The following is a 22,625-nucleotide window of genomic DNA, read 5'->3' as shown; positions in this document are numbered from 1 at the left end:
TTTAAAAGAAGTTTATAATTTTTGAGTGCACCCAATATTTAAAATAAAGCCATGACCACCACTTTAGTTTTTTAGCAACCTCTGTAGCTTCAAAGCCCAAAGCCTGCGCGCTTGGGATGATTGCTTTTAAATTTTGGCATTTATCGCAGATAAAAAAGGCGTAGCACACCCGCCCTAAGCGATCTAGTTTGGGGTGTTTTAGATAGACTAGACGCTTATCTTCTACATCACAAATCATCTCTTTTTTAAGCTTGGTTGAAAGTGCTAAAAGGGTTTGATTGATGGTCTCTAGGGCTTGTTCTTGATTTTGCCCCGCTAAGATTTTGCCATCTTGCACCACTACGAGCTGTTGCTCTGCATTTTGCATATAGGCATAGACACTCATGAAATGCCTAAAAATCTTTCAATCTGTGAATAAGGACTCTCCTTGAGCTCAAAAATTTGCACAAGGGCTAAACTTTGCAATTCTTGGATAATGCGCCCATGCTCATCTTGGCTAGGCACATAGTCCTTATACTGCGCGCTTGGGCTATGCGTGCCTAAAGCAAATACTTTTTCTGCACCCACAGTGCTCGCCATTTTTGTATAGGCTCCAAAATCATCCTTAATATTTTTTGCTATCTCTGCTTCTTTGAGATATTGCACCGCGCTAAAGACATAAACAAGAAAGCATTCATCGTAGTCGTTGATTTTTGTTTGAACAAACTCGTTATTGAGGCTATGGTTGATCCCAGTGCAATCTATCAGCCCAAAATTTCCTCTCTCGTGTATATCCGGTTGGCTTGTTGCTTGATACGGGCTTTTAAATTCGCGATCAATTAAAACATTGCGCAATTCTGTTTTACCCGCTCCACTAAGACCATAGAGCAGGTAGAGTTTTTTCTTAGGAGGCGGGGAGTATTCTTTGTAGGAGTCTTTTTTGTCTTCTTTAATAAATTCATCATAAACCCATTTTGCTCCGGCACCAATAATTGCTCCCAAAATCCATGGCCAAGGCATATCAAGCTCCCTCTTGTGGATTTAAAACGCGCACACGCCCCAAGAGAAGAGGGGAATTAAAATCTGCGGGGGGGGGGGGGTAACATGCAACTCCTTTTTTGTACAATAAGGGAGTATTCAAGCACAAATAAGCTTAAAGTTTTCAAATCTCAATGGTTTAAAACAGGACTAAATCCAATGCGCTTTAAGAAACTCAAGAGCGTCTTACATGCTCTGAGGCACGCTTACATCATCGTAACTAAGGGCTTCCTCAAAAACCTTTTTGACACCTCGTAGGATATTATTGATGGTGGTGTTGTCTAAAACTTCAATATCCTGAAGTAATTGTTTTAAACGCTTGGCGTTATAATCGCTGACTCGCACCAACATAAACACCTCATGGTTATTAGGGTTGATATACTCCCCTAGTTGCACTTCTTTATCTAAGCTCGCTGCGATGGCTTGGGTAATTTCTGTAAAAATTTCCGCATCAAAGGGCTTTTGTTCGGTATTTTGACTGGCTATATAGATGTCTTTGATTTTATCAGCGATATGAATTGCTATGCGGAAACGCGCCCTCTCTCTAGCGATCCCCTCTGATCTCTCTACCTGACCATTGATCACATGGGAACTATCGATCCCTTGAGTAACATACATGCTCCGATCTTCCATCATCCAAGCGGGCATGTTTTGTAAAAAGACTTGTTTTTTGGGTTTAGTTGCACACCCAACCAAGAAAAGGGTAGTGGCAAGGATTAAAGCAACTCTTCTTACACCCACTGCCACTCTCAATACCTTTAGGCAAGCTGACCTTGGATTTCCTGTATCCAAGCTTGGATACGCTCATCTGTCAAATCGTCTTGATTGTCTTCATCGAGCACAAGACCTACAAATTTGCCATCCTGCACAGATTTAGAGGCTTCAAAGGTATAACCATCTGTAGAAGTAAAGCCCACAACTTTACCTGCTTTGGCTTTCTCATAGAGATGGAAAATTCCTTCTGCAAAAGTTTCTGAATAGGTGTCCTGATCTCCTAAACCTACAAGAGCAATAGTTTTGTTGGCAAAATCCGTATCGCTCAGAGTGCCTAGAAAATCTTCCCAATCACTTTGCAAATCACCCGCGCCAGCCGTAGGTGCAACCAAAACAACGGAACTAAAACCATCAAAATCAGCTTTAGAAGCTTTAGCGACATCAAAAACTTTCGCCCCGCCTAATTTCTCAGAAAGCTTATTGCTAATGGTTTCAGAATTCCCGCTATCTGTGCCATAAAAAATTCCAACTGCCATGTCCGTCCTTTATAAAATTTAGCATCAAGTGCTCCCTCATTTTAGCCAAGTTTTGGCAAAATATCAAGCCCTAATGTCCGCCTCTCTCTTTGGTAAAATCATGCTCAGTTGCCGCATCTTCAGACAAGACCACATCATTGAAAATCTTTTTCACCTGGTCCATAATCTTTTTGACTGTATCTGCTTGGAGGGCATCAATATTTAGCAAGCGTTTTTCCAAGCGTTCGCTATTGTATCCATCCACGCGCACCAACATAAACACCTCATGGTTATTAGGATTAATATACTCTCCTAGCTGCACCTCTTTATTTAAACTCGCTGCAATAGCTTGAGTGATCTCTTTAAAAATTTCCGCATCAAAGGGCTTTTGTTCGGCGTTTTGGCTAGCTGTGTAAATGTCTTTAATCTTGTTGGCGATATGGATCGCCACACGGAAACGCGCCCTCTCTCTAGCGATCCCCTCTGATCTTTCTACCTGACCATTGATCACGTGGGAACTATCAATCCCTTGAGTAACATACATGCTCCGATCCTCTATCATCCAAGCGGGCATGTTTTGTAAAAAGATTTGTTTTTTGGGTTTAGTTGCACACCCCACAAAAAAAAGAGTGGTAACAAGGGTTAAAGCAATACACCTCATAGCAAAGCTCCTTTGAGATAATTTTAAAAAGTGTAGCGCAATTTAATAACAATTTGCCGTAAGTTTGAAGGCATGGTTGCGGTAAGGATAGGAATCAATACTCCAGTTAAAATGCGTTTCTTTTTGGCGCTCTAAAGTGGTTTCAAAGGTTTTAAAATAAGTTTTTGCAGAGATGATGTGTGAAAGGATCTCTTGAAATTTATTATGAAAAGATTGTTGCACATCTAGGCGTAACACACATTTTTTAAGAGGAAGATGGCCTTCATTTTTGATCTTGATCTGTGCGGCAAAGGCAGGGGTGTAGACAAGTGCGGCAGCGTGCTCAATGGTGGTTTGAATTTTATAAAAATAAGCTTCTGTGGCATAGCGCACCACAAAGGGAGCTCCAAACAACACAAGAAAAGATAGAACATAAAGAAAAGCAGAAGCCACACCTCTAAGCACAATCCCTATGCAGAATAGTAGGATAAAAAGCGCGTAATGCGCTCCAAAGATGCCCAAAGCTAAAGGGCTGGTTTGTTCCCAAAAACATCGAAGTATCTCAAGGATATGTTGTTGGACATCCATGATGGGCTATTTTTTCTCTCCTGCGCTCACAGCTTTTTGCTTACTCTTGGTGTCTAGCCACACATTGGGCACAGCTCCGCCCGGAACTAAGAAAATTTGGGCGTTTTGGTTGTGTTTGAGAGCTTCATTAAACTGCCCTTGCACTTCAATTTGGCGCAAGCTCAAGAGTTTATCGCTCAAACTCTGTCCGATACTAAGATTAGCTGCTGATTTGGCTTTGGCTTCAATCACGATCGCATCGGCCACACCTTGAGCCTTGATGCGATTAGCGTCCGCTTCCCCCTTAGCCAAAGCAGCGAGTTTTTGGGCTTCTTGTTTGGCTTTTTCCACCTCGTATTTCACCCGCTCGGATTCTTGGCGGGCAATTTGCACTTTTTCGATCTGCTCTTTAATTTTTTGAGGCAGAACAATTTCTCTTAATTGGATAGAGCTAAGTTCTACAGGCGCATTAGGTAATTTAGAAACCTCTTTGTTGATGTCTGTGTTGATCAGAGCTGCGATCTCATTGCGCTTAATGGGTAAATCTTCAGCTGGATAGCGCCCCACCACAGAGCGCACCACATCGCGCACCACTGGGTTAATGATCTTTTGCTCCCAACTCAAGCCATAAGTGGCAATAGTTTGAGGGGTGGTTTGGGAGTTGAGGCGGTATTGCACAGTGAGCTCAATAGAAACTGTAAGTCCCCTAGAATCCATTACATTAATGGCATCATTTCTAAAGATACCTTGATTTTTCCCCACAATCCCCATGTCCTCTGTGCGTGAAAAATTGATAGTGCGCACACGCGTATCGATCACTAAAATATCTTGCACAAGCGGGATGAAAAAATGGATTCCGGGTTGTAAAGGCAGAGGATCGTATTTCCCTGCTGTAACTTTGATTCCTATTTCCCCAGATTGGATAATCATAAAAGGTTTGGCGATCAACAAAATCACTACAATTAAAACCAAAATCACTAGAGAGGTGAATCGTTTGGATTGAAAAAAATTTGGGGGCATGGCAGGTTTAAAAGAAGGTGGAGCTTTGTCGGGTTCTTTGGGGGGTTGGGGTTTTTGGTTACCCTGCTTATTTTTAAGATGTTCATTAAGATCGATGGGCATACGCGCTACCTTTGTCTGCTCTGTCGTGGAGTGTGGCGGGATTTAGAATGCGTGGGACGTTTGCGGAAAGTCTTATGGTCAGATTTAGGAGGGCTTAGAAAATCTTCTTTGCTAATTTTTTGGCTTTTAAATTGCAAACTTAAAAGCTTTAAGGTCAGTTGTGCAGGCTCAAATTGCTCCATAAGCCGTTCATACAAACTCACCACTTCTTCATCCACTTCCACTTTAGAGAGCGAGCGCACTAGGCGATCCTCATTCATGTCAGGAATTTCATAAAGCTCGATAGTGGAGTCGATCTCCTTTTGCATGCGCTGTAATTCTTTATACTCTAAGGGGGTTACCAAAGTAATGGCGATGCCCTTTTTGCCTGCCCTACCTGTGCGCCCGATGCGGTGAATATAACTCTCGGTATTGAGGGGTAAATGGTAGTTAAATACATGGCTGACATCGCTAATATCTAACCCGCGACTAGCCACATCAGTAGCGACCAACACATCGGCGCGTTTGGATTTAAACGCCTTAATGGATTCTTGGCGCGCGCGCTGCTCCATATCTCCATGCAAGGGCGTTGTTTTATAACCTCTCTCCACTAAAAAGCGGTGCAATTCATCGACTTCGCGTTTCATGCGCATAAAAATAATGCTCTTGGTGTGGTTTTCTTTATCTAGCAAACGCATGATAGCTTCGTTGCGCTCGTGTTCATTGATCACATAAAAGCGCTGGGAAATGTCCGCGTTAGTGATATTGGCCGGGGCAATGTGAATAGATGCGGGGTCTTGTAGGATTTTATTAGCCAAATCTCTAATGGGTGGGGGCATTGTGGCAGAGAAAAGTAAAATTTGCGCATCATTGGGCAGGTAGTCAAAAATCTCTTCAATGTCGTCCAAAAAGCCCATGTCCAACATCTCATCGCTCTCATCTAGCACCACAACTTTAGGGTTAAAATGCTTGAGTCGCTTGTTTTTGAGGTGGTCTAAAAGCCGTCCGGGAGTAGCGATCATCACTTGAGGGCGTTTTTCCAACAATTCGCATTGTTTGCGGATGCTCTGCCCTCCATAAATGCAAATAGTGCGGGTGCGCGAGCTCTTACCCAGTCTAAAAATCTCATCGCTAATTTGCATGGCCAGCTCTCTAGTGGGCGTGATAATGAGGGCTTCTACACTGCGATCGTTTTTAAGATTATGGATAATGGGCAGAGCAAAGGCGGCGGTTTTACCCGTGCCCGTTTGAGCTTGAGCGATCACATCGCGCCCCTGCAAGATCACAGGGATTGCTTTTTCTTGAATGGGGCTAGGTTGGACAAATCCGGCTTCGGCGATGGATTTTAAAATTCTAGGATGCAAACCTAAATCTTTAAAACCCACAGCAGAGGCTTCTTGCGGATTCAAGTCTTCTATATTCTGTTGCGTTGACATAGGGGAAACAACCTTTTATGGTAATGTATAGGGGGATTCCTTTAGGAAACTCAGATTATTATAACACGAAAATCTTAGGATCGCCCATGCTAGAGAGTAATCTCCTATCAATCTTTGATCAAACCCCTCTTTTGGCCTCTTTTTTAGCGGGGTTATTGGCCTTTTTAAGCCCCTGTGTGCTCCCTCTCATTCCGGCCTATCTCTCTTACATTTCCCAAAGGTCGCTTGAGGACATCAAAAGTGGATCGGTGAATCGTTTTGGAGTTTTGCTCAATGCGGGTTTTTTCGTGCTAGGCTTTGGCTTGGTCTTTTGGATTTTGGGGGCTTCGATGGCTAAAATCCTGCACAACTTCTTAGGGAATTTGTGGGTGCGCGTGGGGGCAGGGCTCATTGTGTTGCTCTTTGGTTTGCACTTCTTAGGAGTTTTGCGCTGGAATTTTCTCTATTCTTCCAAAACTCTCAATTTCACTCTTGCCCCTAAAAACCCTATTTTGCGCCATTGTTTGCCCTTTATCTTGGGCATGTGCTTTGCACTAGGTTGGACTCCATGCATTGGGCCTATCTTTACAAGCATTGTGCTTTTGAGCGGTGCAGAGCAAGCTTTTGGTCTAACTCTTTTGGGAGTCTTTATTGTAGGCTTTGCACTTCCTTGGTTGTTAGTGGCGTTCATGCTAGAAAAGTCGCTAGGCTTATTGAAAAACTTAAAAAAACATGGGCGCAGGGTGGAAATCATAGCCGGTGTGGTGTTGGTAGTGATGGGCGCGTTGATCTTGAGTGGAAAAATGCAAGATTTGGGCGCGTGGTTATCTTAAAAGGGATTGAATGCTGTTAAAAAACGCTAACTTAAGTATAGAGGGACACTCTTGCGTGCGTATAGAAGAGGGGCTGATCACAGAGATAGCGCCCCATCTCCAAGCGCGCACACACGAAGAGGTGATTGATTGTCAAGGCAAAACATTATTACCAAGTCTTATTGATTTGGGGGTTTTCTTGCACAGGCGTGATGCCACGACCTACGCTCATCTTAAAGAACAGGCCTACAAAGGAGGTGTGGGGAGCTTGATGGCTATCCCTTTAACGCCTCTTTATTCTCTCAAAGAAGCGGACATGGAGCCCTTAAAGCTCGCACAGAGCGAAGACACGCCCTTAAGCCCGCTAGAATTTGGGGCGATGCAAGAGGCCATTAGACTTAAAGACATGATTTGTCTACATCCCCTTGATTCAGAGCAACGCCTAGAAAGCCTTGCCCTGCTATGTGCCAAGCTCCCCCCCCACACTCCAACTTGTCTTTACATTTACAATTTAGAGGGGCAAAAACTTCTCCCCGCCCTAGATTATGCGCGCATGTTAAATCTCAAGCTTGTTTGTGGCGTGCGGGGCTATGAGGGGCGTTTTAGTTTAGGCATCATGGATCAAACCCCCCTATCTTATCAACTAGGCTTACCCAGCGTGAGTCCTCTCATTCAAATTAAAGAGGTGGGCAAATACGGCGCAATGGCACTGCACACCCAGCTCCCCCTATTGCTAGATAGCGTGGTGGAGCTAGAAGCCTTTGAGATTCTCAAAGGCTTTAAAAATTTGGGAGCTCCCATTTGGATACAAACCCCCTTGCACCACCTTATTTTAGATGAAACCATCTACGCACACTATGACACCCGCACTAAGATTCTCCCCCCCCTCAAACCCAAAGAACACCAAAATGCCCTGCGCGAGTTGCTTGAAGAGGGGATTGATATTCTCACTTCTTTACACTATACGCATTCTCCTAGCATGCATATTTTCGAGGATGCGCCTTTTGGCATGAATAGCATTGATGCCTTTTTCCCCTTGGCTTATACCCATTTGGTCAAAACCGGCTGTATTAGTTTGGAAAGATTGCTAGAACTGAGCGCACGCAATCCGGCGCAGTTTTTGGGCTTGGATTGTGGAGAGGTGGCTTTAGGCAAACAAGCTCGCTTAATGCTAGTGGATTTAGAGGGTAAAACCCGTGTAGATAATCCGGCAAGTATTTACCATCATCAAGTTTTAGAGGGGCATGTGGACGCTGTGATTTCTCTAGATCGGATCATTTGGCATGGATAATCTTAAGATCATTGGGGCAAGCGCGCTAGTTAGTTGCGATAATGCCTTTAGCGTGTGGGAAAATGGCGCAGTGGCACTAGCCTCTGGGCACATTGTGGACATCGGTAAATTAGAAACTCTGCGCCGCACCTATCCTAATGCTCCCTTAAAATTTTACCGCCATTGTGCTTTGCTCCCTGCATTAGTCAATCCACATATTCATTTTGAGTTTTCCGGTCATAAGAACACTTTTAAATATGGGGGCGGGTTTGAGGGGTGGCTTACCAGTGTGATGCGCCATCGTGAGAGTGTGTTTAAGGGATTAGATAGACACATCCAACAAGCTATCCGCGTCCAGTTGCGCAGTGGAGTGGGGAGTGTGGGGGCTATTAGTAGTCATGGTTTAGAAAGAGAGACTTTAGCGCGCACGCCTTTAAGGGTGGTTTTCTTTGATGAGTTGATTGGGAGCACTCCTCACGCACTAGAGCAAAATTTAGCAGATTTTGAGCGCCGATGTGCCCTATCCAGACAACATGCAAGCGCGCATTTTATCCCGGCTATTGCCATCCACGCCCCCTATTCTGTGCATAAAACATTGGCCCAAAGAGTGCTCGATAAGATCGATCTTAAAACCCCTATTTCGGCGCACTTTTTGGAGTCCAAACCTGAATTAGAATGGTTGGAGAGCAAACAAGGTTGGTTTGGGCATTTTTTTTCTGACATCTTGCGCGTGCAACACCCTGTGTACTCTTATGAGAATACGCAGGATTTCTTAGATCTCTTTAGCAAAAGACATCTTTTATTAGTGCACGCCCTTTTTGCACGCCCTGAGCATTTCCAACATGCCAAAAAGATCGCCGCACAAGTCCATGTGATCACCTGTCCTAGGTCTAATCGCCTCTTAAGCGGACAATTGCTTGATCTTACACTCTTGCGCGCCGCACAAATCCCCTATGCCCTTGCTACAGATGGCAAAAGCTCCAACATGGATATCGATCTCTTAGAAGAGTTAGGTTATGCCCTTTTTACTCTGCCGGGCAATTTAGAAGACAACGCCTTAGAACTTTTACTAGGTTGCACAAGACATGCCAGTCAGGCTTTGGGCTTGAGCAATGGGAGTTTGGAAGTGGGCAAAGTGGCTGATCTGAGCGTTTTCCCTTTCACAAAGGTAAACACACCCCTAGAGATTGTTTTGGGCATGGTGAGGGCTAAAAAAGCGCGCGCCCTTTATATTCAGGGATGCCAAGTGTTTTAAGCCAATTTAAGCTAAAATAAAAATTTTCACAAGAGGTTTACCATGGAATTGCAATTAGCTAGACAGAGTTTAAAAGATGACGCAAAAAAGATGCCTAAGTTACCCTTAGAGGACATTATCAAAAAACATGAACATGGGGAGTGTGTCTTTTATTTTGCCGGGAGTAATCCCCATAAAGATATGCTGGCCATGTTGGCTTCTTTGGAGAAAAAGGGTTATAGAGTCTGTCTTTTTGAGGTCAAAATCAGCACGGACGCTAAGGATTTCCTTTACGCCTTGCATTTCATTTAGGAGTTGCCATGAAAGGTGCTGCTAAAAAAGTTTATATTGAGACGATGGGTTGTGCGATGAACACCCGGGATAGCCAACATCTCTTAAGCGAGCTTCATAAAGTGGGTTATGAAGAGAGTGGCGATCCTAAAGAAGCGGATTTAATTTTGCTCAACACCTGCAGTGTGCGCGAAAAACCTGAGAGAAAGCTCTTTTCAGAGATCGGGCACTTTGCCAAGATCAAAAAAGCGGGGGCTAAAATAGGGGTGTGTGGGTGCAGTGCAAGCCACATGGGAGCTCAAATTTTACAAAAAGCCCCAAGCGTGGATTTTGTGCTAGGTGCGCGCAATGTTTCTAAAATCAGCCAAATTATTCACCGCCCTAAGGCTGTAGAAGTTGCCCTTGATCATGATGAGAGTCATTATGTCTTTGGTCATAGCAAAAGCGCGCTCCAAGCCCTCATCAATATCTCTATTGGTTGTGATAAACATTGTAGCTATTGTATTGTGCCCCACACGCGCGGAAAAGAGATTTCTATTCCTATGGATTTGATTTTGCAAGAGGCGCGCTATCGGGTGGAAAATGGAGCTAAAGAAATTATCCTCTTGGGGCAAAATGTCAATAATTATGGCGCGCGCTTTAGCACAGATCACCCTAAGGTTACATTCACCACCCTTTTAGAGTCTCTTTGTCAAATTGAGGGGCTCAAGCGGATTCGCTTCACCTCCCCCCACCCTTTGCACATGGACGATGCCTTTTTAGAATGTTTTGCTAAACATCCTCAAATTTGCAAGAGTATTCATATCCCCTTGCAAAGCGGATCGAATGCGATTTTAAAGGCGATGAGACGCGGTTACACCAAAGAGTGGTATTTAAACCGCATTGAAAAATTGCGCTCCCTTGTGCCTGATGTGGGCATTGGAACGGATATTATCGTAGGTTTTCCCGGAGAGAGTGAGGTAGATTTTGAGCATACAATGGATGTGTTAGAGCAGGTGCGCTTTGACACGATGTATAGTTTTATCTATTCCCCCCGTCCACTCACTTCAGCGGCTAGTTGGGATCACCAAGTGCCCTATGAAATTGCCCAGCAGAATTTGAGTCGCTTGCAACAAAGACATCAAGAGATCTTAGAGCAAAAGGCCAAAACCCAGCTGGGCAAAGTTTATCAAGTCTTAGTAGAGAGTATCAAAGAAGGGCGCGCGCAGGGGCGTAGTGATCAAGGGCGTTTGCTCAGCTTTGAGGCGGAGGGTGTGCAGGTGGGGGATTTGGTAGAAGTGGAAGTGAGAGCGCACCATAGGGGGAGTTTGCAAGGGCAACGCTTAGGAGCTTGATTTGTGTTAAAGCGTTTGCGCAATGGAATGGTTTTAAAAGCACTGCCTGTGTTGCTTTATTGGGTGTTAAAAATTTTGTTTAAAACTTGCCGTAACCGCTTTTTCTTGGCTGAAAACCTCAAACACACTTCTTTTATCGCCAGCTTTTGGCATGGAGAAATTGCGATGTTGCCCTTTGCCTATTTGCGCCTCAAAAAACAACCCAATTTATATGTAGTGGCTAGCGAGCATTTTGATGGAAGTTTGGCCGTAGGGTTGTATCGGTGCTTTGGCTTTTATGCTATTAGAGGATCGAGTAAAAAAGGGGGCGTGCGGGTTTTAGTAGAGGGGATGAAGCACCTGCGTGCTGGGGCAGATGTGGGCTTAACTCCAGATGGTCCTAGGGGGCCTTATCATAGTATCGCTGATGGCGTGGTGGCATTAGCACAAAAAACAGGCATGGGCGTGGTGGTGTGCCGCGTGATCTTTAAGAATGCCTTCACTTTCAAAACTTGGGATCGCTTCCAACTCCCCAAACCCTTTTCCGAGGTGCGCTATTACATGCAAGAACCCTTTTTTATCCCTAAAGAGATGGAGATGGATCAAGCTAAACAACTGATCGCAACACGCATGGATGAGTGTGGACAATGTTTGGATTCTTAAAATCTATCTTTTATGACAGCATTAAAGAATTATTTTTCTCTGATGTCTTTATCGCGTTTAATTTGGATCATGAGACTCTAACTGGTCGCGTGGAGCACCTCAAACGCGGAAAAGTTTTAGAGGTGATCAATAAGGCCTACGCTGTCAAAGATGGGGTTGTTCCGGTTAAAGCACTCAAAGATGTGCGGGATTTTATGCGCACCTATCCTTTTTCGTATTTGTGTGGCATGGCTAAGAGTGTGGATCAGGGGGTGTGTAAAAAGGAGCATTTGGATATCTACGCTCCCACTCCTAAAAAAGAGCTCGTGATCTTAGAAGTGGATAATCATTATTTTTTTATCCCCAAAACTTCTCTTAAGAAAGACATTAAGAATTTCCGCATGGTTTTACAAAAAGTCGATTATCTTTTTTCGCCCTTTTTGTTGATGTATGGTTATATCCACCCCATGCGCGAAGAGGGGGCGATTCTTTATGCCATGCTTGAACATTCTAGAATATGCGTGATGGTGATGCAACACAAAAAAGTTTGTTATAGCAAATGCCATCATTTAGAAATTCATAAAAGCTTGAGCACAGCAACCCATGAAACGCAAGAAGACTATGAGCAAGAAGAAGCGCTTTTAAAATCGTTTTTAAGCTCTATGGAGGCTAGTTTGGCCAGCATGGACACGATGGATGGTAGCTCATCAACTCCGCAGACCACACCAGATTTGCAAGATCCAAAAACTCTCATAGAAGACATGGCCCATGTGTCTGACATCGTAGCGATTTTGCAAGAGAGTCTTAAAACGGTTTATGAGCGCCCTCGCTATCCCTTAGAAGACTTTGTAGAGAAAGTTTGCATTTTAAATACCTACCAACTCAATCCACACATGGTAGAAATACTAAGAGATGAGCTGATGTTAGAGGTGGTCAATATTCCTATTTCGATTGCCGAACAATTGAATATCTTTGCCAAAAGAGAGCAGTATAGACATGCGCTATAGTTACAGCAAACCGGGCACTAAGCGCATGGTAAGCCTACACACTAAGGTGTGGGTGTTCTACATGCTAGCAGCTGTGTGTTTGAGCGCGTGGGCGGGGTATTTTCTTCAGAAAACTACCAGCACTTTTAGCCAAGAGAGCGCTGTTGCTCAAATGCAAAATAGTATTTATGGCCACGAAATTGCTCGACTTAAGGTTAAACAAGAAAACATTAAAAAACAGCTCGAAGATGTGGCTTATCGTGTTGTTTATAACACTAATATTAAAAGTGCCATCAAGGGAATTTTACAAATTATTCCAGATTCCATTACCATACAATCTATCACTATAGATCATTCTTCTTTGGTGATCAAGGGGATGGTCTCTTCTAAAGAAGCTTTTCGGCTTTCTTTGTTGCCGCGACTCCGTTCTATTTTTGAAAACAATCAGATAAATTTTTATCCTGCGGGCAATGCTTGGCGCTTTGTCTCTAGTAGTTCTTCTAGCACCTCCTTTGTTGAAAAGAGAAGAGATTAATGAGCAATGATGTCGAAACAAAAAGAGAAAGCCGCTATGAGAGGAGTTTAGCTTTTGAGCGGCTGGTTAAAAATTCTTTATTCACGGTGATTTTTAGCGTGGTGGCCAGCTTGTCTGTGCGGCTTTTTGTATGGGAGCATATCGAAAAATTCCGAGTCCAGCATGGAGACACGACACAAAAGCATCTCATCGCCCAACACAGAGAGAAAAATTTTTTAGTTGCCCTGCAAGAATACCGCTCTTTTAAGGATTCTAGCGCACCTAAACTCACCCATTTAAGCTACCAAGCGAGCATAGGACAACTTAACCAACTCTTGAATCGATATTTTTATCGCCTGCAGATGCAGGCCAAACCTGAGGCGCGCCGTCATGATGGAGGGGTGATTCATGAAATCTTAGCGATCAAAGCGCACGCACGCTCTTTGAGCAATCTCTATGATTTTTTAGATGGCATGGGCAAAATTAACGCCTATATTCAAGTGGATCTCCCCATTACCATCAGCAAAGATCAGCGCGCTTTCGCGCTAAGTTTTAACATCCATGTTGAATATAAAAGTAGTGATCTATGAAATCTATCCGTTTTAATGCTCAGGCCTGCGCCTCTTGTGGGGCTCGTTGTTGTTTGGGAGAAGGCTATGTTTTTGTCAAAAGAGGGGAAATAGAACAGATCGCTGAGTTTCTAGGGATGTCCTTAGAAGATTTTGCAACCCAATACCTGCGGCGTGTGGAGGGGGCTTATAGTTTGTTAGAAAGCTCAGAGGTGCATAAAGCTTGCGTGTTTTTAGATGTGGAAAGTAGTCATTGCCGTATTTATCCTGTGCGCCCCAAACAATGCCGCACTTATCCTTTTTGGGAATGGCTAGAAGAGGGTGATCTTGCCCATTGTCCCGGAGTGGAATTTATCAAGGAGAGATGATGAAGCAAAGAATGCATGGTTGGAAAAAGTTAGTGTGGGCGGGGATGTTAGGGGGTTTGCTCATAGCGCATGGATTAACAGAAGATGAGCAAATTCTCATCACTTCAGACGCGTTCCATAGAGGGGATTTTGCGACAGCCAAAAAAGGTTATTTGGATCTCTACAAGGAAACTAATAATATTCTCTACGCTAAAGAGGCGGCCATTTCGGCAGCAAGTTTGGGAGATATCAACACTGCGGTTAAATTGGCCATGCTCTATAAAAAAATCACTAAGGATGATTCAGATATTTCCATTAATAAAATCTTGGTAGATGGCTATATTAAAACTGGGCAAACAGATAAAGCGATCGCCCTGTTAGAAGAGATCCGCCGTGAGGATAAATCCTTAATGCTAGATCATGTCCTAGGTTCTTTGTATCTTAGTCAAAAACGCTATGACAAAGCCTTTTCTCTACTGAGCAAACTCTATAACCAAACCCACAACGAGGATAGTTTAGAGAAATTGGTAACCATTTATTTTATGCAAAATAGCCACCAAGAGGCTATCAGTCTATTGAGTTCGCACATTAAAAATTATGGTTGCTCGCCCGATCTCTGCCAACGGGCTTATAATACTTTTATCCAACTTCGCGAGCTTGAAAGAGCCAAAGATGTTTTTGGCACTCTGTATGAAAAAAACCCCGTAGTCCAAAATGCTCAAATCTATATTGGGGTTTTGATCCTTCTTAAAGAATTTGAAAAGGCCCAAGAGATTGCCGAGCATTACCCCTTTGATCGCCGACTTCTCCTAGACCTTTACACGGCTCAAAAAAAATTTGCTCTAGCGGCCAAACAAGCAGGCCTAATTTACAAAGAGAAAAAAGATCCTAATTTTCTAGCCTTAGAGGCTGTTTACACCTACGAACATCTCAATGCTACCCATCATCCCATCACCAAAGTTGAGGCAATCTCTATCACTAAGAAACTTGAACGAGCTATCAACGAGCGCACGCAAAAATTGCAGAAAAATAAGGGAGGCTTGAATCCTCAAGATGCCTTTTTTTATAATTTTTTAGGCTATTCCCTCATTGACTATAATCTCAATGTTAAAAAGGGAATTTCCTATGTCAAAACCGCCTTGCAAATCGAACCCGATTCGATTTTCTATTTAGATTCTTTGGCTTGGGGTTACTACAAACTTGGTCAATGCGCACAGGCTAAAGAAGTGTTAGCAAAGATCGACTCCAATGCAGTTAAAACTCAGCCTGAATTACAAGCCCACGCTCATGCCATCGACAAATGCCATTGATTTAAATACGCTCAAATCTTATATTGCCCTCAAGGAGCAGATTCTACCTTTGGATGTTCTGGGGCGCACTTTGGCTTATAACCCCTATGCGCCTAGACTGGAGCTAGAATATCTCAAACGCCCTGAGCACACCCCTCACTCTCTTTTATACTTAGACGCACACACAGATTTAGAACTTCTTTTACACCAATTAGAGCAAGCCACACATGCCCACGCCCTGGTGATAGACTTCACACCTCTCTACGATCAAGACACGCCTTTTTTAGCAATGTTAGACTTACTAGGCTATCTGCGCCGTCTCACTCAAAAACCTCTTATCCATCAGGATTTTTTTATCACACCCTACCAACTCTTGGAGAGTGTGGTGCATGGGGGAGATGGAGTGATTTTAAAGGCTTCTCTGCCTAATCTTAAAGATCTATACCACTATGCAACCCGATTAGGCTTGCTTGCCATTGTTGAGGTGCGCACTAAAGAGGAATTAAAAGCAAGTATTTTGGCCCGCGCACAAGCTCTCTATTTGAGCGCAAACTTTGAAAACCTACTCAAACTCACCCCCCAAAACCTCATCATTCTTAAAGATCACGACCCCACCTGTGCAGATAATGCCTATGGTGTGGACGCGCTCATCACCACACCCTAAGAGTGTTATAAAGACTATCCCTTTCCACAGGTTGGAATTGTGCGTCCTTGATCTGGGCGATCAAGTCCGCTTTGGCGACCCCCTGCGCACTTTTAGCCCCCCCAGCAGATTGGATCTTTTCTACCCCAATGGTGCCATCTAAATCGTCCGCGCCAAACTCTTGAGCCACTAAAGCCAAATTGAGCCCCAAAGTCGCCCAATAAGCCTTAATATGGGGGATATTTTGCAACACAATGCGCGCGATGGCAATGGTTTTTAAAATCTCCACCGCGCTAGGACTGCGAGACACTTTTAAGAAATTATTATCTCTTTGATAGAGCAGGGGGATAAAGGCGTTAAACCCCCCTTTTTTCTCCAAAGCACGCGGGCTCTGCGCAGCTTTGAGGCGCAACATGTGATCGAGGCGATCCTCCCTACTCTCAATATGCCCAAACAGCATGGTCGCATTGCTCATTCTGCCCAAAGAATGCCAATACTGGTGGATTTCTAGCCAACGCTTCGAGCTCACCTTGCCCCCACAAATGCGCTTTCTAACCCCCTCAGCAAAGATTTCCGCCCCGCCCCCGGGCATGCTATCTACCCCTGCCTCTAGCATGTCTTCTAGCACCTCTTGGTAGGGCTTGTTAAACTTGGTGCTCAAAAAATGCACCTCAGCGGCCGTCATCGCCTTTAAGTGCAAATCTGGCATGCGCGCCTTAATAAGTCTAAAGAGCTCCAAATACCATTCATAGGTGTAATTAGGGTTATGTGCGCTGACTACATGCACTTCTTTAACCCCGGCACCATAGGCGTTTTCAATCTGATCTAAGATTTCCTCATGCCCCATTTCATAGGGATTAGGGTTTTTACGGCTAGCAGAAAAGGCGCAGAATTTACAGCTATCCGCGCAAATATTGCTAGGATTGAGGTGGCGGTTGGTGTTAAAAAAGACTTGATCTTGGTGGTAATCCGTGCGGATGGCATGCGCTGCCTCGCCCAGAGTGTAGAGATCGTAGTCATAAAGCCTAGCTAGACTTTCTGCGTCTAAATCCTGCGAATCTAAAGCCTGTGTGAGTAAATCCATTTAGCCTCCAGTTTGATAAAATGCGCGCTCAGAAATTTGATAGCTCCCGCTCCAAAGATTCTTTTCAGGTTTATTGGCCACTGCCTGCCTGAGTGCGCTTTGCATGCGTGCATGCTCTGCGCTTAAAATCGCCTCTTTGGCGTTCACGCTATCTTGGTAATAAAGACAGGGGAAGAGTGTCCCATCCGCGCTTAAACGCACGCGATTACAGCTCTTGCAAAAATCCTCTTTATGCGGGGCGATGATTCCAAATTGGTAGCCGTTCTCTAGGGTGTAAATTTGGGCAGGTCCTAGTTCTTTTTGGGGTGTGCCTACAATTTTATAACGCTGACAAATCGCCTCTAAAATCTGCGCCTCTCCCATCCCCACCAAGCGCGCGTTAGCATGGGTGTTTTCCATAAACTCAATGTAGCGGATTTGCGCGCCCTTTTCTTGGGCAAATTCTAAGAGGTCTAGGATTTCGTCCGCATTAATCCCTTTGAGCACGACCATGTTAAACTTGAGTTTCAAACCTGCCTTTAGTGCGGCTTCAATGCCCCTAAGCACTGCGGGCAAGGCATCTTTTTTAGAAATTTGCAACACACGCTCAGGTTTGAGAGAATCTAAGGAGATATTTACGCGGCTCAAGCCCGCTTGCCTAAGCGCGTGGGCGTGTTTTTCTAGCAAAAACGCGTTGGTGGTGAGCACTAATAAAACCTTAGGATTATAAGCGTGCAACTGGGCAATGAAGGGCACTAAATCCTTGCGCAAGAGAGGTTCGCCTCCTGTCAGGCGGATTTTTTCAATGCCCTCATCCATAGCCACTTTGAGGAAGCCCAACATGCGATCTAGGGGGATCAAATCCTCTTGGGGGCTAAAGTCTAGGGGGGTGGTGGGCATACAATAAGCGCATCTAAAATTGCATTGTTTGGTGAGCGAAACCCTAAGATAAGTGATCTGCCGCCCAAAACCATCAATTAGCATTAGTCTCTCTCTCTTTAAAAATTTGCGCTAAAATAGCAAATTTGGGCTGAATATGGTATTCTTAATCAATAGGTAATGAAAAAGATTGTTGTAAACGCTTCGATTTTGTTGAGCGATCTGACCGGAATTGGGTTTTATACCCTAACTTTCATTCAGGCTTTGGAAAAACATTTCGCAGATCGCAATGATGTAGAACTCAAGCTTGTAGCCGATGGGGTTCTTTATGATAATCTGAGTGCCTTACAAAACCGCCCCCATTCTAACCCACATACCGGTGGTTTTTCTTTTCATAAATGCTTAAAATATGCCCAATATGTTCTCACTCAACCCCTTTATTCTTATCTCAAGTACAAATATATTTTCCCCTATTTAGAGAGGCGCAAATACCAACATTTACCCACTTTTGATCTCTACATTGAGCCTAATTTTATAGCTATGCCCATTCGAGCTAAAAAAACTCTAGGGTGTATCCACGATCTACCCCCTTGCGATAAAAAAGGATGGGTGCTCTCTAAGGATGACGAGCGGTGTTGGGATCTTTATGTGTTGCCTAAAATGCGCTGTTATGATGTGGCCATTTGTTTTTGTCAAGTTGTGAAAAAAGATATTTTAAAAACATTTAAATGGTCAGAATCTAGGGTGCATGTTATCTATCATGGATTACGGGAATATTTAGATGCTCCTATGGAGGATTTGCCCTCTTGTTTATCTCAAGATTTTATTTTGGTCGTGGGAGCTAAGGCTAGACGGCGCAATGTGCATAAACTCATAGAAGCCTTTAAATTGTTGCCTATACCTATGCAACAACGCTATCAAATTGTCCTTACAGGCGCGCCTAACAATTTAACGGACGAGGACGAAGAAGCTTACAAACAGCCTTTTATCACAAATTTACATTATGTTTCTGATACCATACTAAGGACCCTTTACGCCCATGCTAAATTGCTATGGTGGGGAAGTTTGGCTGAAGGATTTGGGTTGCCCATGCTAGAAGCAATGCAGGCTGGTTGTGTGATTTTAGCTAGCGATGTCTCATGCATGCCCGAAATTCTAGGCGATGCGGGGGTGTATTGCAATCCTTATAATGCCCAAGACATTGCCCAAGCCATGCAACGAGCCCTCAATGATGAAAATTTGCGCCAAACCTGCATTGCAAGGGGATTTCAGAGAGTGAGAGACTTTAATGTTGAAACGAGTATGCAAGAACACATGAAAGTGGTCGAAAAAATGTTAAGGGAATAAAAACAATGCTATTTTCAAATCCTTTATCAAAAATAAAAATCCCCTGTGTGATCTTAACTGGGGGCAAGAGTGCGCGTATGCGCGTGAAAGGGCAACAATGTGATAAGGCGTTGTTACCCTTTGGCAATTATCCTAGCCTCCTAGCTTACCAGCACGCTAAAATGAACGCGCTTTTTGAGCGGGTCTATATCAGTTGCAAAAAATCCTATGACTTAAAAGCGCATGCCTCCTATATTTTGGACTGCCGATCCGATTTTAGCCCCCTACTGGGCATCGTGCGCGCCCTCTATGCCCTCCGACAAACGATTTTTGTGATCCCCATAGATATGCCTCTAGTGTCTGCCCAGAGTATTTTAACACTCTGTAACCACGCCCAAGAGGCGGGGGTGGTGTATGCTAAGAGTTCCGAGTGTTTTTACTTGCTAGGGTGCTGGCAGATGGGCATGGCAGATGCCCTAGAGGACACTTTAGAGAGTAATGGTTCTGTTAGTTCTCTTTTGGAGGGAGGTTTGGCAATAGAGGTACAGGAGGGCCCGGAGTTTAGTAATTGCAACACCTACAGGGCATACCAACACGTGTTGAAAATTTTAAATGGCTGAAGAAGAAAAGACCGAACTCCCCTCGGCTAAGAAGATCGAGAAAGCGCGCGAAGAGGGTAATGTCGCTAAAAGTTTAGAGGTGGTGGGGTTTTTGGGGCTGGTGGCAGGCTTTGGGGGGGTGATGGCTTTTTTTAGCATGTGGTTAGACCATTTTGAAAGCATTTTTAGGCAGAGTTTGCGCTGGATCGCCCTAGATTTCACGCCCCATAATCTCCACTTGCTCTCTTTACAATTACTTAAAGATGTGGCTTGGGTGCTCTTGCCTTTTTTATTTCTCATGTTTGTGGTGGCGTTTTTGGCTAATGTGGTGCAATTTGGCTTGCTTTTCAGCCCGAAAGCGATTGTGCCCAAATTTTCTAAAATCAACCCCATCAATGGGCTTAAAAATCTCTTCTCTCTTAAAAAGCTCTTAGATGGATTGCTCATCACGGCGAAGGTGTGTATCGCCTTTGTCTTGGGCTTTGTGGTGGTGAGTTTGTTTATCGGGGAGTTAGCTAAAATCGCGCGTGTTGAGATTAGAGATCAGGCGTTGTGGTTTGAACACAAGGCGTTAATCCTCATCGCAAGCTTGTTATTTCTCTTTTTGGTAGCCTCCTTGTTAGATTTTCTACTCAAACGCCGTCAATACATCAATTCGCTTAAAATGACCAAGCAAGAAGTCAAGGACGAATACAAACAACAAGAGGGTAACCCCGAGATCAAAGCCAAGATCAAGCAACTCATGCTCAAAAACTCCATGAGTAAGATGATGGCGGCCATCCCTAGTGCGAATGTGGTCGTTACAAACCCTACCCACTATGCCGTTGCGTTACGCTTTGAAGAAAAGGATGTCGCCCCTGTGGTGGTGGCTAAGGGGATTGAACATTTGGCGATCCGCATTAAGGCGATCGCCAGAGAACACGAGATTGAGATCATCGAAAACCCCAAGCTAGCGCGCGAGCTGTATAAAGAGGTGGATGTGGATGAGGTGATTCCTAAAATGCTCTTTGAAGCAGTGGCGATCGTCTTTGCCCAAGTGGCGCATATCGAGCAGATGAAAAACAAGCGTTAAAGGCCGCGTTGCTCCAGCCAAGCTAACAAAATCTGTAAGATCGCTTCTTTTTCGGGTTCTTCAAAGATTTTATGCCGTCCTTGCTCTAAGAGTTGTAAGGATACCTGTTTAAACCCTTGCGCGCGCAGGGCATTATAAGCCTTGATCACCCCCACTCCAAAACCCCCACACACATCTTCTAAACCACTCATCAGCAAAATAGGCAGGTTTTTATCCCCATAAGCATGCGCGCTAAAGACTAAATGCGCTCCCTCCAGCAGGCAGGCGAAGCTGTTCATGCTGAAAGTAAAACGGCTTGCCTTGTCCGCGTGGTAGCGTTTAAGGGCTTTGGGGTCTTTGCACAGCCACGCGCCCCTAAATCCAAAGGCGCGCACGCGCGGATGCAAGCTAAAAAGCACGCTCAAATTCCATCGAGGCGAGCAATGCAGAGTGCTTAGCCCTCTAGCAAGGCGCGCACACCATTTTAAGCCCCTAAAGGGGCTGGGTGTGCCCGTGAGAATGAGCGCGTCTAGGGAGGTGTAACCATGTTGGATTAAACGGCGCGCTAGTAGTGAGCCCATGCTATGCCCTAATACCACTAACTTATATCCCTTGCAAATCCCGCGCACCACACGGATAAACTTCGCTAAGTCCAATACGGCATGCTCAAAACCATTTTCTCCCATTTCTCCCCAAGCAATTTCAGAGCTATCCTCTAACACGCTTTGCCCATGCCCGCGGTGATCGAATACAAAGACATCATAACCGCATACACACATACGCGAAGCTAGCCATGTGTAGTGTTTGCGGTGTTCTACCATGCCCGTAGCAATCACCACCCCCACGCCTTTAGGGCGATCGGGCACATAGTGATCGAAATATAAATCTAAATAACTGGGGTGATCTGAGCTAAAACGCGCGCTAACCATGGCTTTAAGAAAACCTTAGGCTAAGGTAGCGCTCAGGGATGAGGTGATCTTGTGTGCGCAGAGGGGCGGGGTAAAGACCATGTTTAAAGCCCAAGGTAAAAAGGGCGTTGAGCCCTTGAATTTGTATCTCACTCAAGCGACTTGCATTCGCATAGAGATTTAAATAGGTAGCTAGATTTTGCTTTTGCACACGCACAAGACCCCGTTCTAAGAGCATGGAAGAGAGTAACTCCGAGTGGGCTAGGGCTAAGTCGATGGCTTTAGTTAATTTCTTCTCTAAAGTGATGGCTTGCAGGAGCGGAATGGAACGGCGCAGCACCATACCGCCCAAGGGTAGTGGCAATTCCGATTGGGAGAGCTCACACCACACCTCCCAAATCTCTTTTTCCACCACTAGATCGGGATGAAAATCTAAAATACTCTCATGGATGAGCACCCCCGCATCTACCTCCCCACTCAATACCGCCCCTTCAATTTCTAAGAAGTTCTTATACACCACGCGCGCATGGGGGTAGTAAAGCCTAAAGAGTAGAGCATTAGTGGTGTAACGCCCACTTAGAGCGACTTTAAAATTCTTTTTAAGCTTTGTAGAAGCTTTACGGATAAGCTTAGGCCCATACCCTTCTCCAAAGCTAGCCGCACAGCGCAGGAGGGCGTATTGATCGGCGATGAGGGGGTAGAGGGCAAAGGAGATCGCGCTGATGTCATGCACGCCTTGTAGGGCTTGGGTGTTGAGGGTTTCAATGTCTAGGGCGTGGTGGCTGAAGGGTTTTGGCAAATCCACCCAGCCAAAGGCGATCGCATAGAACATAAAAATATCATCCGCATCTGGGCTATGGGCGATGCTTAACATGCATTTTCCTAAGAGTTTTTATGGATTTTAGCTAGTTTTGCTAAAG

The 22,625-nt window shown here is 44.6% G+C and carries 27 protein-coding genes; 15 read left to right on the top strand and 12 right to left on the bottom strand.

The window, feature by feature from the left end; genetic code table 11:
* Nucleotide 1 precedes the first annotated feature (1 nt).
* The 8 genes from HFELIS_RS01240 to HFELIS_RS01205 form a co-directional block, all read right to left on the bottom strand.
* Entirely contained in the window at nucleotides 2-385 is a 384-nt protein-coding gene (locus HFELIS_RS01240; protein WP_013468722.1) for a hypothetical protein, read from the bottom strand.
* Nucleotides 382-999, bottom strand: coding sequence for a GTPase domain-containing protein (locus HFELIS_RS01235; protein ID WP_013468721.1), 618 nt, complete (start codon nucleotides 997-999; stop codon nucleotides 382-384). Before HFELIS_RS01235 ends, HFELIS_RS01240 begins: the two co-directional genes overlap by 4 nt.
* 204 nt (nucleotides 1,000-1,203) lie before the next feature.
* Entirely contained in the window at nucleotides 1,204-1,764 is a 561-nt protein-coding gene (locus tag HFELIS_RS01230) for a hypothetical protein (protein WP_231844187.1), read from the bottom strand.
* 11 nt (nucleotides 1,765-1,775) lie between these two features.
* Nucleotides 1,776-2,267 (bottom strand): flavodoxin, encoded by a 492-nt coding sequence (locus HFELIS_RS01225; RefSeq protein ID WP_013468719.1) that lies wholly within the window; start codon nucleotides 2,265-2,267, stop codon nucleotides 1,776-1,778.
* 70 nt (nucleotides 2,268-2,337) lie between these two features.
* Nucleotides 2,338-2,907, bottom strand: coding sequence for a tumor necrosis factor alpha-inducing protein (locus HFELIS_RS01220; RefSeq protein WP_013468718.1), 570 nt, complete (start codon nucleotides 2,905-2,907; stop codon nucleotides 2,338-2,340).
* Nucleotides 2,908-2,949: 42 nt separating this feature from the next.
* Nucleotides 2,950-3,474 carry a DUF2393 family protein gene (locus HFELIS_RS01215; RefSeq protein WP_013468717.1) on the bottom strand — a complete coding sequence of 175 codons (525 nt, stop codon included), beginning with the start codon at nucleotides 3,472-3,474 and terminating at the stop codon, nucleotides 2,950-2,952.
* A gap of 6 nt (nucleotides 3,475-3,480) precedes the next feature.
* The gene (locus HFELIS_RS01210; protein WP_013468716.1) at nucleotides 3,481-4,575 is read right to left on the bottom strand and encodes an SPFH domain-containing protein; all 1,095 of its coding nucleotides are present in this window, start codon (nucleotides 4,573-4,575) and stop codon (nucleotides 3,481-3,483) included.
* A gap of 5 nt (nucleotides 4,576-4,580) precedes the next feature.
* Nucleotides 4,581-5,990 carry a DEAD/DEAH box helicase gene (locus HFELIS_RS01205; protein ID WP_013468715.1) on the bottom strand — a complete coding sequence of 470 codons (1,410 nt, stop codon included), beginning with the start codon at nucleotides 5,988-5,990 and terminating at the stop codon, nucleotides 4,581-4,583.
* Between the two features lie 86 nt (nucleotides 5,991-6,076).
* Between HFELIS_RS01205 and HFELIS_RS01200 the strand changes: the two genes are divergently transcribed.
* From HFELIS_RS01200 to HFELIS_RS01145, 12 genes are read left to right on the top strand one after another with little or no spacing between them, the layout of a single operon-like run.
* Nucleotides 6,077-6,802, top strand: coding sequence for a cytochrome c biogenesis protein CcdA (locus HFELIS_RS01200; RefSeq protein ID WP_013468714.1), 726 nt, complete (start codon nucleotides 6,077-6,079; stop codon nucleotides 6,800-6,802).
* A gap of 10 nt (nucleotides 6,803-6,812) precedes the next feature.
* Nucleotides 6,813-8,072: an amidohydrolase family protein gene (locus HFELIS_RS01195; RefSeq protein WP_013468713.1), complete on the top strand. Its 1,260-nt coding sequence runs from the start codon at nucleotides 6,813-6,815 to the stop codon at nucleotides 8,070-8,072.
* Nucleotides 8,065-9,306 (top strand): aminofutalosine deaminase family hydrolase, encoded by a 1,242-nt coding sequence (mqnF, locus tag HFELIS_RS01190; protein ID WP_013468712.1) that lies wholly within the window; start codon nucleotides 8,065-8,067, stop codon nucleotides 9,304-9,306. Before HFELIS_RS01195 ends, mqnF begins: the two co-directional genes overlap by 8 nt.
* Nucleotides 9,307-9,348: 42 nt before the next feature.
* Entirely contained in the window at nucleotides 9,349-9,597 is a 249-nt protein-coding gene (locus tag HFELIS_RS01185; protein WP_013468711.1) for an HP0268 family nuclease, read from the top strand.
* Nucleotides 9,598-9,605: 8 nt separating this feature from the next.
* The gene (gene miaB, locus HFELIS_RS01180) at nucleotides 9,606-10,910 is read left to right on the top strand and encodes a tRNA (N6-isopentenyl adenosine(37)-C2)-methylthiotransferase MiaB (RefSeq protein WP_013468710.1); all 1,305 of its coding nucleotides are present in this window, start codon (nucleotides 9,606-9,608) and stop codon (nucleotides 10,908-10,910) included.
* A 3-nt stretch (nucleotides 10,911-10,913) separates the two neighbouring features.
* The gene (locus HFELIS_RS01175) at nucleotides 10,914-11,552 is read left to right on the top strand and encodes a lysophospholipid acyltransferase family protein (protein WP_013468709.1); all 639 of its coding nucleotides are present in this window, start codon (nucleotides 10,914-10,916) and stop codon (nucleotides 11,550-11,552) included.
* Nucleotides 11,537-12,538 (top strand): hypothetical protein, encoded by a 1,002-nt coding sequence (locus tag HFELIS_RS01170; protein ID WP_013468708.1) that lies wholly within the window; start codon nucleotides 11,537-11,539, stop codon nucleotides 12,536-12,538. The genes HFELIS_RS01175 and HFELIS_RS01170 overlap by 16 nt, the downstream gene beginning before the upstream one ends.
* Nucleotides 12,528-13,052, top strand: a complete 525-nt coding sequence (locus HFELIS_RS01165) for a hypothetical protein (RefSeq protein WP_013468707.1) — start codon at nucleotides 12,528-12,530, stop codon at nucleotides 13,050-13,052. Before HFELIS_RS01170 ends, HFELIS_RS01165 begins: the two co-directional genes overlap by 11 nt.
* Entirely contained in the window at nucleotides 13,052-13,621 is a 570-nt protein-coding gene (locus HFELIS_RS01160; protein WP_013468706.1) for a hypothetical protein, read from the top strand. Before HFELIS_RS01165 ends, HFELIS_RS01160 begins: the two co-directional genes overlap by 1 nt.
* Nucleotides 13,618-13,968 carry a YkgJ family cysteine cluster protein gene (locus HFELIS_RS01155; protein ID WP_013468705.1) on the top strand — a complete coding sequence of 117 codons (351 nt, stop codon included), beginning with the start codon at nucleotides 13,618-13,620 and terminating at the stop codon, nucleotides 13,966-13,968. Before HFELIS_RS01160 ends, HFELIS_RS01155 begins: the two co-directional genes overlap by 4 nt.
* Nucleotides 13,968-15,257: a tetratricopeptide repeat protein gene (locus HFELIS_RS01150; protein ID WP_013468704.1), complete on the top strand. Its 1,290-nt coding sequence runs from the start codon at nucleotides 13,968-13,970 to the stop codon at nucleotides 15,255-15,257. Before HFELIS_RS01155 ends, HFELIS_RS01150 begins: the two co-directional genes overlap by 1 nt.
* The gene (locus HFELIS_RS01145; protein WP_231844186.1) at nucleotides 15,235-15,900 is read left to right on the top strand and encodes a beta/alpha barrel domain-containing protein; all 666 of its coding nucleotides are present in this window, start codon (nucleotides 15,235-15,237) and stop codon (nucleotides 15,898-15,900) included. The genes HFELIS_RS01150 and HFELIS_RS01145 overlap by 23 nt, the downstream gene beginning before the upstream one ends.
* On the opposite strand, the gene mqnE is transcribed toward HFELIS_RS01145, so the two are convergent.
* Nucleotides 15,887-16,963, bottom strand: a complete 1,077-nt coding sequence (gene mqnE / locus HFELIS_RS01140; protein ID WP_013468702.1) for an aminofutalosine synthase MqnE — start codon at nucleotides 16,961-16,963, stop codon at nucleotides 15,887-15,889. The two genes, HFELIS_RS01145 and mqnE, sit on opposite strands and share 14 nt — an antisense overlap.
* A complete protein-coding gene (gene moaA / locus HFELIS_RS01135; protein WP_013468701.1) occupies nucleotides 16,964-17,926 on the bottom strand; it encodes a GTP 3',8-cyclase MoaA in 963 nt (320 codons plus the stop codon). It abuts the gene before it with no gap.
* Nucleotides 17,927-18,001: 75 nt separating this feature from the next.
* On the opposite strand from moaA, the gene HFELIS_RS01130 reads away from it, so the two are divergent.
* From HFELIS_RS01130 to flhB, 3 genes are read left to right on the top strand one after another with little or no spacing between them, the layout of a single operon-like run.
* Complete coding sequence (locus tag HFELIS_RS01130) at nucleotides 18,002-19,168, top strand: glycosyltransferase family 4 protein (RefSeq protein ID WP_013468700.1); 1,167 nt, start codon at nucleotides 18,002-18,004, stop codon at nucleotides 19,166-19,168.
* A gap of 5 nt (nucleotides 19,169-19,173) precedes the next feature.
* Nucleotides 19,174-19,767 carry an NTP transferase domain-containing protein gene (locus HFELIS_RS01125; RefSeq protein WP_013468699.1) on the top strand — a complete coding sequence of 198 codons (594 nt, stop codon included), beginning with the start codon at nucleotides 19,174-19,176 and terminating at the stop codon, nucleotides 19,765-19,767.
* Nucleotides 19,760-20,818, top strand: a complete 1,059-nt coding sequence (flhB, locus tag HFELIS_RS01120; protein WP_013468698.1) for a flagellar biosynthesis protein FlhB — start codon at nucleotides 19,760-19,762, stop codon at nucleotides 20,816-20,818. Before HFELIS_RS01125 ends, flhB begins: the two co-directional genes overlap by 8 nt.
* On the opposite strand, the gene HFELIS_RS01115 is transcribed toward flhB, so the two are convergent.
* Both HFELIS_RS01115 and HFELIS_RS01110 read right to left on the bottom strand, forming a co-directional pair.
* Nucleotides 20,815-21,726, bottom strand: coding sequence for an alpha/beta fold hydrolase (locus HFELIS_RS01115; protein ID WP_013468697.1), 912 nt, complete (start codon nucleotides 21,724-21,726; stop codon nucleotides 20,815-20,817). The genes flhB and HFELIS_RS01115 overlap by 4 nt on opposite strands.
* A gap of 4 nt (nucleotides 21,727-21,730) precedes the next feature.
* A complete protein-coding gene (locus HFELIS_RS01110) occupies nucleotides 21,731-22,579 on the bottom strand; it encodes a menaquinone biosynthesis family protein (protein WP_013468696.1) in 849 nt (282 codons plus the stop codon).
* Nucleotides 22,580-22,625: the final 46 nt, after the last annotated feature.

The organism is Helicobacter felis ATCC 49179 (genome assembly GCF_000200595.1).
Classification (GTDB): Bacteria; Campylobacterota; Campylobacteria; order Campylobacterales; family Helicobacteraceae; genus Helicobacter; species Helicobacter felis.
Note: the sequence above shows the minus strand (reverse complement) of the source record. Positions and strands in the feature narration are given on the sequence as shown.

Coding starts and splice junctions, on each gene's coding strand:
- HFELIS_RS01240 (WP_013468722.1), bottom strand. CDS start 385: ATGAGTGTCTATGCCTATATGCAAAATGCAGAGCAACAGCTCGTAGTG.
- HFELIS_RS01235 (WP_013468721.1), bottom strand. CDS start 999: ATGCCTTGGCCATGGATTTTGGGAGCAATTATTGGTGCCGGAGCAAAA.
- HFELIS_RS01225 (WP_013468719.1), bottom strand. CDS start 2,267: ATGGCAGTTGGAATTTTTTATGGCACAGATAGCGGGAATTCTGAAACC.
- HFELIS_RS01220 (WP_013468718.1), bottom strand. CDS start 2,907: ATGAGGTGTATTGCTTTAACCCTTGTTACCACTCTTTTTTTTGTGGGG.
- HFELIS_RS01215 (WP_013468717.1), bottom strand. CDS start 3,474: ATGGATGTCCAACAACATATCCTTGAGATACTTCGATGTTTTTGGGAA.
- HFELIS_RS01210 (WP_013468716.1), bottom strand. CDS start 4,575: ATGCCCATCGATCTTAATGAACATCTTAAAAATAAGCAGGGTAACCAA.
- HFELIS_RS01205 (WP_013468715.1), bottom strand. CDS start 5,990: ATGTCAACGCAACAGAATATAGAAGACTTGAATCCGCAAGAAGCCTCT.
- HFELIS_RS01200 (WP_013468714.1), top strand. CDS start 6,077: ATGCTAGAGAGTAATCTCCTATCAATCTTTGATCAAACCCCTCTTTTG.
- HFELIS_RS01195 (WP_013468713.1), top strand. CDS start 6,813: ATGCTGTTAAAAAACGCTAACTTAAGTATAGAGGGACACTCTTGCGTG.
- mqnF (WP_013468712.1), top strand. CDS start 8,065: ATGGATAATCTTAAGATCATTGGGGCAAGCGCGCTAGTTAGTTGCGAT.
- HFELIS_RS01185 (WP_013468711.1), top strand. CDS start 9,349: ATGGAATTGCAATTAGCTAGACAGAGTTTAAAAGATGACGCAAAAAAG.
- miaB (WP_013468710.1), top strand. CDS start 9,606: ATGAAAGGTGCTGCTAAAAAAGTTTATATTGAGACGATGGGTTGTGCG.
- HFELIS_RS01170 (WP_013468708.1), top strand. CDS start 11,537: ATGTTTGGATTCTTAAAATCTATCTTTTATGACAGCATTAAAGAATTA.
- HFELIS_RS01165 (WP_013468707.1), top strand. CDS start 12,528: ATGCGCTATAGTTACAGCAAACCGGGCACTAAGCGCATGGTAAGCCTA.
- HFELIS_RS01160 (WP_013468706.1), top strand. CDS start 13,052: ATGAGCAATGATGTCGAAACAAAAAGAGAAAGCCGCTATGAGAGGAGT.
- HFELIS_RS01155 (WP_013468705.1), top strand. CDS start 13,618: ATGAAATCTATCCGTTTTAATGCTCAGGCCTGCGCCTCTTGTGGGGCT.
- HFELIS_RS01150 (WP_013468704.1), top strand. CDS start 13,968: ATGAAGCAAAGAATGCATGGTTGGAAAAAGTTAGTGTGGGCGGGGATG.
- HFELIS_RS01145 (WP_231844186.1), top strand. CDS start 15,235: ATGCCATCGACAAATGCCATTGATTTAAATACGCTCAAATCTTATATT.
- mqnE (WP_013468702.1), bottom strand. CDS start 16,963: ATGGATTTACTCACACAGGCTTTAGATTCGCAGGATTTAGACGCAGAA.
- moaA (WP_013468701.1), bottom strand. CDS start 17,926: ATGCTAATTGATGGTTTTGGGCGGCAGATCACTTATCTTAGGGTTTCG.
- HFELIS_RS01130 (WP_013468700.1), top strand. CDS start 18,002: ATGAAAAAGATTGTTGTAAACGCTTCGATTTTGTTGAGCGATCTGACC.
- HFELIS_RS01125 (WP_013468699.1), top strand. CDS start 19,174: ATGCTATTTTCAAATCCTTTATCAAAAATAAAAATCCCCTGTGTGATC.
- flhB (WP_013468698.1), top strand. CDS start 19,760: ATGGCTGAAGAAGAAAAGACCGAACTCCCCTCGGCTAAGAAGATCGAG.
- HFELIS_RS01115 (WP_013468697.1), bottom strand. CDS start 21,726: ATGGTTAGCGCGCGTTTTAGCTCAGATCACCCCAGTTATTTAGATTTA.
- HFELIS_RS01110 (WP_013468696.1), bottom strand. CDS start 22,579: ATGTTAAGCATCGCCCATAGCCCAGATGCGGATGATATTTTTATGTTC.